This window comes from Marinobacter sp. tcs-11, from assembly GCF_002049515.1.
Taxonomy (GTDB): Bacteria; Pseudomonadota; Gammaproteobacteria; order Pseudomonadales; family Oleiphilaceae; genus Marinobacter; species Marinobacter nauticus.
In genome coordinates, this window is sequence record NZ_LLYU01000007.1 from 30054 (window position 1) to 41834 (window position 11781).

Sequence of the window (11781 nt, forward strand, 5' to 3'; positions counted from 1 at the left end):
TGCGCCAGGTAAAGCCTTCCCTCGTATACCGGTTCAGACTTGATGGAAATCACGTTATCCTGACTGGGTTTTCAAGTAGATGGCAACGTTTTTCACCAAACCCCACCTCGCAAAGGAATGATTCATGATGGCAATCAGCAACCTCAGAAAATGGCTGGCGACGGGCCTGCTTTCGCTGGCAGCGGCAACCACCGTTCAGGCAGACACTTTCGTATTCACCGCCATTCCGGATGAAGATGAAACCAAACTGGTCGAGCGCTTTCGTGGCGTGGCTGACTATCTTCAGGAGCAACTGGATGTTGAGGTGCGTTACATCCCGGTGAAATCCTACGCCGCTGCGGTATCGGCCTTCCGCAACAACCAGGTACAACTGGCGTGGTTTGGGGGCTTGTCTGGTGTTCAGGCCCGTCGACTGGTTCCGGGTTCCGAAGCCATTGCTCAAGGCGTTGAAGACGAAGCCTTCGAGACCTACTTTATCGCCAACACGAGCACTGGAATTCAGCCGGCCGACAGCCTGGATGAGCTGGAAGACGAACTGCGCGGCAAAACCTTTACCTTCGGTTCAAAAGGTTCGACCTCGGGCCGCCTGATGCCGGAGTTCTACATTCGGGATGTCTTCAATGAAGCGCCGGATTCCCTGTTCTCCCGGGTTGGTTTCAGTGGCAACCATACCCGTACCCTTCGCCTGGTCGAGGCCGGAACCTATGAAGTGGGCGCCCTGAACTTCCAGGTTTGGGAAAAAGAACTGGAAAACGGCAACATCGATACTGATTCCGTTCAGGTAATCTGGAAAACACCTTCCTACCCGGATTATCAGTGGACCATCCGTGGCGATGTCGACGAGCGTTTTGGTGATGGCTTCAAGCAGAAGGTCACCGAAGCCCTGCTGAAGCTGGACGATCCTGCCTTGCTGGAGAGCTTCCCCCGCTCCGGCTTCATTCCGGCGTCCAATGACGACTACGAGCCCATTCGTGCAACAGCGGAAAACATCGGAATTCTCGATTGATGTCAGGCTTTGATTTCCATGGCCTGACCGCCAGTTTCGATGGAGAGCGGGTTATCGGCCCGCTCTCCTTCCGAATCAATGAAGGGGAACACGTTGGTCTGGTTGGCAAAAGTGGTGCCGGCAAATCCACGCTTATCCGCTTGCTTTATGACCGGCTCGAAGGCAAGGCTTCACTCGTTCCCCAGGGCCTGGGATTGGTCAATGCCCTTCCTGTCTTCCACAATGTGTTTATGGGGCAACTGGACCAGCATGCCACCTGGTACAACACGCTTACGCTGATCCGTCCGTTCCGGCGGGACAAAGACGCCATCCGGGCGTTACTGACCAAGCTGGGTATACCAGAAAAACTCTGGATTCCCGCGGCAGCACTGTCTGGCGGCCAACGGCAACGGGTGGCCATTGCGCGGGCACTCTATCGGCAGGCGCCAACTCTGTTGGCCGATGAGCCCATTTCCGCCCTGGACGGGCCAATGGCCCAGCAGGTGATGACCATGCTTACCAATCAATTCACCACCAGTATTGTTGCCCTGCACGATGTGGAGATGGCTCTGGCACACTGTACCCGCATCATCGGTATTCAGGACGGCCAGATTGCCCTGGACCAGCCGGCCAGTGAGCTGACCGCCGCTGACATTTCCGTTCTCTACTGACAGGCACCGACTCTCAGCATGTTCGCCTATCCGACCGTACGAGCCAGCCTTATCTTTCTTGCCGTTGCGTTGCTCGGGCTGTTGGTTGCGGACATTGCCATCACCACTGCCAACCCCTGGCAGGACCTTGGCCGGTTCTTCCTGGGCGTAGCCACACCCAATTTTTTCAGTACCGAAGGCTTGCTCACTGCCCTGCTGCGGACCGTAGCTTTTGCCTTTGTGGGTGTAACCCTCGGGAGTATCTGCGGCTTCCTGCTGGCGCTGGTGTACCGCTTTCTGCCAGTACGAATCTTCTGCGCTTTTATCCGCGCCATCCATGAGCTGTTCTGGGCGCTGATCTTTCTCCAGTTTTTCGGTTTCCACCCGCTCACGGGTGTGCTGGCCATTGCCATTCCCTATTCCGGCATCTTCGCCAAGGTCTATTCGGAAATCCTGGAAGAGGCAGACCAGGAACCGGGCCGTCTGCTGCCACCGGGAACCTCATCCATTGCCGCCTTTCTGTATGCCCGTATCCCTGATTGCTGGGTTCAGATGCGCACCTATACGGCCTACCGACTCGAGTGTGGCCTGCGTTCCTCTGCCATACTGGGCTTTGTGGGTCTTCCGACTCTGGGTTTCTACCTGGAATCCTCGTTCTCCCAGGGTCTGTACTCAGATGCCGGCGCCATGCTGATTCTGTTCTATGTGCTGATCGCCACCATGCCCTTATGGGTTCGCCCCAAACTACTGCCGATCTATATTCTTGCAGCGCCCTTTTTTCTTGGGGACGGTCTGCCCATTGTCTGGGGCAACGTGGAGCGCTTCTTTACGGAGGATATCATTCCTTCACCGATCCGGGATGGCGAAGGGCTTGCGGCTATCTGGGCGTGGTTATCCGATGTAATGATAACGGAAGCGCTGCCAGGCATCTGGAACACCGTGGTCTTAACCCAGATAGCGCTGGTAGCCACCGGCATTCTGTCCCTGCTGGCCTTCCCCCTGATCTCGAATCATTTCGGTGGCCCGGTGCGGCGTACCTCCGGCCATGTGTTTCTGGTGATCGCCCGATCCACACCGGAATACATTCTTGCCTATATTCTGCTGCAGCTGTGGGGGCCTTCCATGCTGCCGGCCGTGGTGGCTCTGGCCCTGCACAACGGTGGCATTATCGGCCACCTGATAGGCCGGCAGACCAACACCATTCACCTGCGCCCGGACGCTCCGGTGGGTTTTTCCCGCTACAGCTGGGAACTGGTGCCCCGCATCTACCGCTCATTCCTGGCATTCCTGTTCTACCGCTGGGAAATCATCATGCGCGAAACGGCGATACTGGGCATCCTTGGCATCTACACTCTCGGCTTTTACGTCGACAGTGCCATTCAGAATATTCGTTTTGATCGTGCCATGGTGCTGATTTTGATTACCGCTCTGCTGAACATTGGTGTCGACGCCCTGGGCCGTTTCATTCGTCGCAAACTGGCCCTTCAGACCATGCCCACCTGCTGATCCCCTGGGACTGGCATCACATTTTTCAAAGCTAAACCGGTCTTCAGTGCCATTTTCAGGGTTTGCCCACTGCCCTACCGGTTACACAACGTTACAATCACTCAATGATTCAGCTTGTCGCTCCGTTTTCAGAGGAATACCACGATGGTCAATGGATTGGTCACAATGACAGAACTGGGGCTGATTGCCCTGCTGGCGCTGTTAGCCGCGCGGGTGCTTACCCTGTCCCGGACAGAATCCTTTGTTCCAGCCGGTGCCGCAGGCGCCGATCCGCAAGCCGATAATTCCGGGAGTTCCGCGCGCAGGGTCGCCAGTTCGGGCAATGAAGCGCGTCGCTACAAAGGCATGACGGCACCGGATCGAACTGAACTCTTTACCCAATTGCACATTTTGGCGGGATTGCAGGAGCGGGATTGCCGGGTGAAAGGCCTGGTACTGTCAGAATCGCCAGAGGCGGTTCGTACTTATGCTGCCGCCTGGCTCTACGGTGCCAGCTGCGCCCTGAGCCCGAAACCCGTTCGCCACTCTGAGGCGCTGGCAGGTATGGTTGCGGGCATTGTCAGCCGAAAGACGGGTATTCGGCAGCCAGAGGCGCTGCAGGCTATTTCGACGCTTACCGGTAGCAGCGTGCTGATGGCGTGTTACCGTGCCGGGCTGGAAGGTGCGGAATTCTGGCAAGCCAACCATTATGTGCCTGCCAACTCGAGCCTCTATGAGGCGGTGACCAGTAACGCGTTTATTTAGCGGTTTCGAGAGTCCAGTCGCTGCCCAGGTTAACGGCCTCCCGGCAGGAATCATCGTTGGCAGGTGACCCGGTAATTGCAGGTTTGGTGAATTCGCCATCATCGGTGTAAGTCATGGATTCCACATCCACCGCCCGCACTACCCAGGACTGGCCATTGGCTGAAACCGTAGCCCGGTGGGTCAGCCCGAACACGAAGCGACAGTAATCCAGCTTGAGCTGAACTAGATCCTGCTCGGCCTTGCGAATTTTCCGCAATAGCACCTTCTGAACGCTTTCCCCGTAATCCATCACTGTTCCCTGGAAGTCATCGAAATTTGACGGGATTTAACTATTTCTCAGCCCGGAACACCAGTGCCCAGGGCACATTTTCCAATACTTTCTGGCCATCCTGCAGGTCAATGCGCCAGATCATCTCCGCACCCGTCGTGCAGAACGGAGCTGTAAAGGTTGCCTGATAGCTCAGGGGCTCCTGGCGCTCCATGGGTACCGGATATTCGCCCATATACATGGACTGCCCTCTCAGCACCGCCAGAAAACGGTCCGGCGCTTCCGGTACGGTAATCGCCAGCCGGTATTCCATGCCCTGATCGCCTTCTTCGAGCGTGCTGAGTTCCACTCGCCAGGCGCCTTCGTCGGTCTCCCAGGTGCAGGCACGGGAAAGCAGGTCGCATTCTGGCCGTTCCTCGGGGGTGCCGGCGGTTTCCAGCCACTGTGGGCCAAACACCAAAGCCCCAATTGCAGCCAACACTAAACCCGGAACCACGATGGTTCGTACCATACCCTGCCTCACAACCAGATCTGAAACCGGCATTATGGGGATAATTCCGGACATAGCAAAGGTTTCTAAACTGCTGCCAGCATGAGAAAATGTGCGGCTTTCTGGTCTACCACCAACAGAACAGGACACGCCCGTGCAACCGGACATATCCGTTAAGCACCTGAACAAGATCTACGAAGATGGCTTCCAGGCCCTCAAAGACGTCAACCTGGAAATCTACCCCGGCGAGATCTTCGCGCTGCTCGGCCCCAACGGTGCTGGTAAAACCACCCTGATCTCTATCATCTGCGGCATCGTCAACAAGAGCGATGGCGAGGTCAAAGCCGCCGGCCACGACATCGTCAAGCAATACCGCAAAGCCCGGGAGGCCATCGGCCTGGTACCGCAGGAGCTTAATACCGACTCCTTTGAAACCGTTTGGGATGCGGTATCCTTCAGTCGCGGTCTGTTCGGCAAGGCACCCAGGCCTGCCCATATCGAAAAGGTTCTGAAAGACCTGTCCCTCTGGGACAAGCGCAACAACCGCATCATGTCACTGTCTGGCGGTATGAAACGCCGGGTGATGATCGCCAAGGCGCTGTCCCACGAACCGCGCATTCTGTTCCTGGATGAACCTACCGCCGGAGTGGATGTGGAACTACGGCGTGACATGTGGGAGATGGTGCGCAAACTCCGCGAGAACGGCACCACCATCATTCTGACCACCCACTACATTGAAGAAGCGGAAGAAATGGCCGACCGCATCGGCGTTATCCGCCAGGGCGAGATCATTCTGGTGGAAGACAAGAACCGCCTGATGTCCAAGCTGGGCAAGAAAGAACTTCGCCTGCAGCTTCAGCAAAAACTGGATAAGCTGCCCGGGGAACTCACCCTGGAGCCAATCGAACTTTCGGAAGACGGCTACGAGCTGATCTATACCTTCGACTCTCAGCAACAACAGGCCGGCGTGGCCCGACTGCTACGCACCCTGGGAGATCTGGACATTGAGTACCGTGATCTGCAAACCCGGGAGAGTTCCCTGGAAGAGATATTCGTGGGCCTGGTGCACGAGTAGCCACCCGCCCGAACGGTCCGCACGGAGAGAACAATGAATCTTTACGGTGTTAAAGCAATCTACAAGTTCGAGATGGCACGCATGAAACGCACGGTCATGCAAAGCGTGCTGTCGCCCGTTATCTCCACCTGCCTGTACTTTGTGGTATTCGGCTCGGCCATCGGATCCCGCATGGGCGACATCGACAACATCAGCTACGGGGCCTACATCATTCCCGGCCTGGTGATGCTGTCACTGCTGATGCAGAGCATCTCCAACGCCTCCTTCGGCATCTACATGCCGAAATTCTCCGGTACCATCTATGAAGTGCTGTCTGCGCCGGTATCCTACGTGGAAATCGTGCTGGGTTATGTGGGGGCCGCAACCACCAAGGCCGTGATATTGGGTCTGATCATTCTGGCCACCGCGAAGCTGTTCGTTGACTACTCAATACTCCATCCTTTCTGGATGTTTTCGTTCCTGGTGCTTACAGCCATGACCTTCAGCCTGTTCGGCTTCATCATCGGTATCTGGGCGGATGGCTTCGAGAAGCTGCAGATTGTGCCAATGATGATTGTGACGCCACTGGTGTTCCTGGGCGGCACCTTCTATTCCATCGAGATGCTGCCCGAGATCTGGCAAACCATCAGCCTTTTTAATCCGGTGGTGTACCTGATCAGCGGCTTCCGGTGGGCCTTCTATGGGGTTTCCGATGTGCACGTGGGCATTAGTGTAGGCATGACCATGGTATTCCTGACCATGTGTATGACCGCCGTCTGGTGGATCTTCAAAACCGGCTACCGTCTGCGTTCATGATGACTCGTTTTTTCTCCCTGCTGGTTGTGAGTACCCTGCTTGCAAGCTGTGGCTCGGCAGGGGCCAAAGATTCCGGGCACCTCCCGGTGGCCCAGGCCTGTTTCGTCACAGAGACAGCGCGACATCCAGTGGTGCTGGAAGTGGCGAGTGACAGCAAAGACCGACAGAAAGGCCTCATGGGCCGGGAAGCTCTGGCAGAAAACGCCGGCATGCTGTTCATCTACGATTATGAGAGAAGCCCGGAGCAAGGCTTCTGGATGTACCAGACCCTTCTACCGCTGGATATTGCCTTTCTGGACAACGAGGGAGTGATCGTCAGCATTCGCCAGATGCACCCTTGTGCATCATCTCGTAGCAACGATTGCCCCAGCTACCCCGCAGGCGTCTCCTACTGGCGCGCCGTGGAAATGAACGCGGGTTATTTCAACAGCCGGCAAATCGAAGCAGGAGACCGACTGGTCCGAGACCAGCCGGCCTTCTGCAACCGCTGATTACTTGTGTTGCCAGTCTGGGTCCCGCTTATCCAGAAACGCAGAAATACCCTCCCGGGCATCGTTCGCTTGCATGTTTTCCGCCATCACATTCGCCGTGTAGTCATAGGCATGGGCCAGCGGCATTTCCAGCTGCTTGTAGAACGCCTCTTTACCAATTTTCAGGGTATGCCCGGACTTTGCTGCGATGGTGGTTGCCATGCCGTACACGGTCTCATCCAGAGCTTCCGGCTCGACCGCTCGATTAATCAGCCCGATCTGTTCTGCCCGGGCCGCATCAATCAACTCACCGGTCAAGAGCATCTCCATGGCATGCTTGCGGCTGACATTGCGGGACAGAGCCACCATGGGCGTTGAACAGAAAAGGCCAATGTTCACACCTGGCGTAGCAAAACGGGCACCCTTCTCGGCCACTGCCAGGTCGCAACTGGCAACCAGCTGACAGCCTGCCGCCGTCGCTACGCCAGCAACCCGGGCAATCACCGGTTTTGGCAGGTTCACAATCTGCTGCATCACCTTGCTGCATTGCCTGAAAAGCCGCAACTGGAAATCGTGGCTGTCGAACTGCTCGCGCATTTCACGAAGATCGTGTCCGGCACAGAACACCTTGCCGGCAGCGGCAAGTACCACTACGCGCACATTACCGTCCCCGGCAATCTGCTCAAGCACCTCTGAAAGCGCTTCCAGCAGGGCCATTGAAAGACTGTTACGCCGCTCCGGCTGATTCAGGGTTACTGTGGCCACACCGTTTTCAGCGTGCAGTCGCACCAATTCATCAGATGCCGCCGTCATACAACACTCCCCTTGGTTTTTATCGGTGATTTCTTTGTGTCAGTATTCCCAACGCCGCCGTCTCTGTCGAACCGACCTTCGGCGTATGGTTGCAATGCCGCGAAACGCCCTCAGGGTAATAACATGTACCCGACACAGGAGGTGATGCATGTCTCGCTCAACGTTGCTCAAAGCCATTGTTGGTCTTGCCATTATCGTTGGCGGTATCGTCGTGATTATCAAAGACGAACCGGCCGTCCCCACCGGCGACATCAACAGCATTGAACCCCTGCCAGAACAGGACAACCCGGACCGTTAACCTCTGGGTATGTCCGTTTTCTTTACAATGCAACTGATCAAATATCACCCAATCACATAGATGACACTTCTTTCACATTGTTAAACCGACAGTTTTTAAGATCAGGCACTCCCATTGCTGATTGTCTCACGGAGCTCAGGGATTACACCTTCGAGCGACGGTAAACAAATGACGAAGCCCACAGGGAGTGTCACCAATGAATAAGAAACTATTGATCGCCAGCGCCGCCGTGGCCCTGTTTGCCGCAGGCTCAGCACAAGCTGCCGTTATCCAGCTCACTGGCGTTAGCGGTCTTTGGACTACCACCAATCCAAGTGGCCCCGCTGTTTCAGGAGGCGGTACCAATGAAATCCGCTGGGGTACGCCCGCCAATCAGCAAAATCAGCAAAGCGGGTACCGGTTTGACGGGTCAGCTCCGCCCGCCGTCAATGTAAACGAGAACATTGATTTCGATCTTGGCACGTTCACTCATTTCAATTACCCGATCACTGGCACCTCTCTGAGCAACGCATCACTCACGGTAGAGACCACCTTACTGATCGACGGCATCTCCGAAACTGTGTCATCGATTTTCGAGTTCGAGCACTGGGAGACACCCAATGGCAGCAATCCCTGTGCTAACGGCCAGGCGAACGGATCAGGTGTCAATGTAAACGGCTGCGCCGACCGGGTAACCTTCGCCCTGAATGTGGGGGCCTCAGATTCCTTTCTGATTGACGGCGTGAACTACTTCGTCGACATATCCGGGTTCTTTTTCGATGGCGCTCTGGCCAGCGAATTCTGGACCAAGGAATACTACGACAACAGCGCTACGCTCAAAGGTATTATTACTTCGCGCCCGGTGTCTGTACCGGAGCCTTCTACCCTCGCACTCCTTGGTCTAGGTCTGGCTGGCCTGGCTGCGCGCCGCCGCAGCCGTTCAGCCTAAGCCCGGAGCGCCGTCCAGCCAGCCCCACCCATTGCTGTTTTATGACGGGGCTGGCGTCTCCCGGATGTAAAGTCTTGTGTTATGCGGACATTACATACTGTTCAGACAACGCTGATTGCCACAACATGGTCTAAAGTACATTTATTGCAATACTGAACTACCCGGAGACCCCAATCGCCCATGATCAGGTTCGCACGCTCGCTGATTGGGCGCTTTCTACTCTCACTATCCGCCCTGTTGCTGGTGTCTTTGTTTGCCTTGGTTATCTGGGAACGAACCTTTGTTATCCCATCATTGCTCACCGCAGAATCGCGACTGGCGGAGAAGGAGCTCGACAGGATCGTCCTGGCTATGGAAGACAATCATGACGGGCTGGCTGCAATAACCAGAGACTGGGCTAACTGGGATGACAGCTACGCGTTCATTCAGGGACAACAGGCCAACTATACGTCCTCTCATTTCAGCGCTGAGATGTTCGAAGACATTAACGTGCAGTTGATGGTCTTCATTGATATTCAGGCGAGCATCAGATGGGTCGCAGGGCTGGATCCTGCAACAGGTGAATACAGGACCTGCTCCTCCCTTTCCGACAATTGCGAGTGGGCCGGACGCTTTATCCGGGGCTTCGACGCCTTTGATTTCCAACAAGGATATCGCCTGATAGACACGGGGACAGGCGACACCCCCTCACTGATCAGTGCCGAGCCTATTCTCAGAACCGACCGAACCGGGCCTTCCATGGGACTGATTGCCATGGTCCGTCTGATCGACGAGCGGCTCGTTGAAACACTTGAACGACAAACTGGATTGGTAATCGACATCAATACGGTGGCGACAGAGGCTCAACGGCTGAATGAACCTGTCACCAGTCGTCAGGAAACTGTCCTCACAGCACAGAAACGTATCGAACCCCAGCGAGGGACTGAAGCTCTGCTGATTACCACTGACCTGCCCCGGGAGCAAACCAATCACTATCGAAGCGCATTCAGATACACCATGGCCTGGACCGTCCTCCTGTTATTAGGCGCCCTTCTGGTGGTTCTCAGCTTATTGTGGGTCCAGGTCATCCGCCCGCTAAAGCAGTTGACAGGTTTCACCCGTAAAACCCGAAGAGACACATTCTGGGAACAGCCCGCTCAGTTTCAGGCGGTTCCACGCGCCCTTAAAACCCGTCGTGATGAAATTGGAAGTCTCGCTCGTAACTTCCAGCGATTGTTGGCGGCACAGAAAACCCGCACCAGCAACCTGGTCAAGCTTTCTCATCAGGATCCACTGACCGGGCTTGCCAATCGTCGTCTGTACGACGAAAAACTGGCACAAGCCCTTTCGCAGAGCCAGTTAGTGTCAGTGTTAATGCTCGATATCGACCATTTCAAGCTCTATAACGACCATTTCGGGCACCAGATGGGTGACGATTGCCTGGTATCCCTGGCCAACCAGATGAAGGAATGCTTCGAGCAACCGGGCTTTGTGGTGGCGCGAACCGGCGGAGAGGAATTCAGTATTCTTTTACCCGGGCAATCCGTCGAAGACGCGGAACAGGATGCAGAGCGCCTCAGAAAACTCATCAAACAGCTACGGATTCCACACCCCAATTCGCCAGTGGCGCCGGTGGTCACAGTGAGTGTTGGCGTGGCATCAACCGCCAATGTCAGGGGACTCGGCCCGGAAATGCTGATGCGCAGAGCCGATGAGGCTCTCTACCAAGCCAAAGCAGAAGGCCGGGATCGAATAAAACGCTACGCTGCCACGGTGATTCAGAGTTCAGACTGAATGGTGCCCGGAGCCGGAATCGAACCGGCACGGCCTTGCGGCCGAGAGATTTTAAGTCTCTTGTGTCTACCAATTTCACCATCCGGGCTTCGGAGGGGAGATTCTTGAAGGGCGGAATTGTATAAGGGCCGATGACGTAACGCAATTCTGTTTCCCAACCGCTCTTCAATACGCTTTCTATGCCGCCACCGGCTTGATCGCCCTGCCCTTGTAGATGTAACCCGCGATTTTGGGCGCTTTGGGGATGTAGAGGTTTTCCAGCTCCAGGATTTCGAAACCCGCTTCCCTGATCAGGTCCGCTATATGGCGGTTCAGGTGGCAGCCACCGGCCAGCTTGCGCCAGCCAGGTGTGATTCGATGTTGCCATTTGCGGGTGCCATCGTGGGGGGATTCGCCATGCTCCAGGAACAACAGATTGCCACCCGGCCTGAGTACGCGTTTCATTTGCTGCAGCGCGGCGTGCCAGTCAGGGATGGTGCATAGGGTGAAGGTCAGCAGCACGGTGTCCACGCTGTTGTCCTCCAGGGGTATTTTCTCCCCCGGCAGATCCAGCCACTCTACTTTTATGGGGGAACGTTGCAGGTTGGGTAGCGCTTTTCGGCGCATGCCTTCTGAGGGTTCCAGGCCGTAAACCAGCTCAACCTGGTCCTGGTTGTAGAACTCCAGATTGATGCCAGAGCCCATGCCCACTTCCAGTACCCGGCCCCGGGCCTGCGGAACCACCTGGCTGCGCAGCTTCATCACCTGGCCCATGGAACAGGCCTTGTCTATGATGTGGGGGAGAATTCGTTCCTCGTAAAAGCTCATCTGGCTCACCATAATTGTTTTATATCAAGGGGTGCGACAAACTGCCCTATCGAAATCTGCTACGATTTGCGTAGCATCGTAATCATCTGCCGGTAATAACAACATAACAAAATAAACTATGGCAGCGGCTGAACGGGTTCGCTGACCCGTTTGTTATGACTTGTGCGAGTTACCGGAGG

Annotated in this window: 14 protein-coding genes and 1 tRNA gene; 10 read left to right on the forward strand and 5 right to left on the reverse strand. The window is 55.8% G+C overall.

Annotated elements, in window-relative coordinates; translation table 11 throughout:
* Positions 1 to 127 precede the first annotated feature (127 nt).
* The 4 genes from ARC85_RS09570 (at position 128) to ARC85_RS09585 (ending at position 3885) form a co-directional block, all read left to right on the forward strand.
* Complete coding sequence (locus ARC85_RS09570; RefSeq protein ID WP_031210919.1) at positions 128 to 1006, forward strand: putative selenate ABC transporter substrate-binding protein; 879 nt, start codon at positions 128 to 130, stop codon at positions 1004 to 1006.
* On the forward strand, positions 1006 to 1656 hold the full coding sequence (locus tag ARC85_RS09575) for an ATP-binding cassette domain-containing protein (RefSeq protein WP_014421459.1): 651 nt from the start codon (positions 1006 to 1008) through the stop codon (positions 1654 to 1656). The genes ARC85_RS09570 and ARC85_RS09575 overlap by 1 nt, the downstream gene beginning before the upstream one ends.
* 18 nt (positions 1657 to 1674) lie before the next feature.
* On the forward strand, positions 1675 to 3141 hold the full coding sequence (locus ARC85_RS09580) for a PhnE/PtxC family ABC transporter permease (protein ID WP_014421458.1): 1467 nt from the start codon (positions 1675 to 1677) through the stop codon (positions 3139 to 3141).
* A gap of 144 nt (positions 3142 to 3285) precedes the next feature.
* Positions 3286 to 3885, forward strand: a complete 600-nt coding sequence (locus ARC85_RS09585) for a hypothetical protein (RefSeq protein ID WP_036148562.1) — start codon at positions 3286 to 3288, stop codon at positions 3883 to 3885.
* On the opposite strand, the gene ARC85_RS09590 is transcribed toward ARC85_RS09585, so the two are convergent.
* Entirely contained in the window at positions 3878 to 4174 is a 297-nt protein-coding gene (locus tag ARC85_RS09590) for a hypothetical protein (protein ID WP_022991245.1), read from the reverse strand. The genes ARC85_RS09585 and ARC85_RS09590 overlap by 8 nt on opposite strands.
* Positions 4175 to 4214: 40 nt before the next feature.
* On the reverse strand, positions 4215 to 4697 hold the full coding sequence (locus ARC85_RS09595; RefSeq protein ID WP_235853697.1) for a hypothetical protein: 483 nt from the start codon (positions 4695 to 4697) through the stop codon (positions 4215 to 4217).
* A gap of 100 nt (positions 4698 to 4797) precedes the next feature.
* On the opposite strand from ARC85_RS09595, the gene ARC85_RS09600 reads away from it, so the two are divergent.
* Genes ARC85_RS09600 through ARC85_RS09610 form a run of 3 tightly spaced genes read left to right on the forward strand, consistent with a single transcriptional unit; the run spans position 4798 to position 7004 of the window.
* The gene (locus ARC85_RS09600; RefSeq protein WP_023010274.1) at positions 4798 to 5718 is read left to right on the forward strand and encodes an ABC transporter ATP-binding protein; all 921 of its coding nucleotides are present in this window, start codon (positions 4798 to 4800) and stop codon (positions 5716 to 5718) included.
* A 33-nt stretch (positions 5719 to 5751) separates the two neighbouring features.
* Positions 5752 to 6513 (forward strand): ABC transporter permease, encoded by a 762-nt coding sequence (locus ARC85_RS09605; RefSeq protein WP_011784940.1) that lies wholly within the window; start codon positions 5752 to 5754, stop codon positions 6511 to 6513.
* Positions 6510 to 7004 carry a DUF192 domain-containing protein gene (locus ARC85_RS09610; RefSeq protein ID WP_011784941.1) on the forward strand — a complete coding sequence of 165 codons (495 nt, stop codon included), beginning with the start codon at positions 6510 to 6512 and terminating at the stop codon, positions 7002 to 7004. The genes ARC85_RS09605 and ARC85_RS09610 overlap by 4 nt, the downstream gene beginning before the upstream one ends.
* On the opposite strand, the gene ARC85_RS09615 is transcribed toward ARC85_RS09610, so the two are convergent.
* Positions 7005 to 7796 carry an enoyl-CoA hydratase gene (locus tag ARC85_RS09615; RefSeq protein ID WP_228223603.1) on the reverse strand — a complete coding sequence of 264 codons (792 nt, stop codon included), beginning with the start codon at positions 7794 to 7796 and terminating at the stop codon, positions 7005 to 7007. It abuts the gene before it with no gap.
* A 148-nt stretch (positions 7797 to 7944) separates the two neighbouring features.
* Here ARC85_RS09615 and ARC85_RS09620 point away from each other — a divergent pair, with 148 nt between their 5' ends.
* From ARC85_RS09620 to ARC85_RS09630, 3 genes are all read left to right on the forward strand, one after another.
* Complete coding sequence (locus ARC85_RS09620; protein ID WP_206852046.1) at positions 7945 to 8094, forward strand: hypothetical protein; 150 nt, start codon at positions 7945 to 7947, stop codon at positions 8092 to 8094.
* A 196-nt stretch (positions 8095 to 8290) separates the two neighbouring features.
* On the forward strand, positions 8291 to 9022 hold the full coding sequence (locus tag ARC85_RS09625; RefSeq protein WP_206852044.1) for a THxN family PEP-CTERM protein: 732 nt from the start codon (positions 8291 to 8293) through the stop codon (positions 9020 to 9022).
* A gap of 180 nt (positions 9023 to 9202) precedes the next feature.
* Positions 9203 to 10795 (forward strand): diguanylate cyclase domain-containing protein, encoded by a 1593-nt coding sequence (locus ARC85_RS09630; RefSeq protein WP_278350619.1) that lies wholly within the window; start codon positions 9203 to 9205, stop codon positions 10793 to 10795.
* Position 10796: 1 nt separating this feature from the next.
* Here the strand turns inward: ARC85_RS09630 and ARC85_RS09635 are convergent.
* Positions 10797 to 10883: transfer RNA gene (locus ARC85_RS09635), tRNA-Leu, on the reverse strand.
* An 89-nt stretch (positions 10884 to 10972) separates the two neighbouring features.
* Positions 10973 to 11602, reverse strand: a complete 630-nt coding sequence (locus ARC85_RS09640) for a class I SAM-dependent methyltransferase (RefSeq protein WP_014421449.1) — start codon at positions 11600 to 11602, stop codon at positions 10973 to 10975.
* Positions 11603 to 11781: the final 179 nt, after the last annotated feature.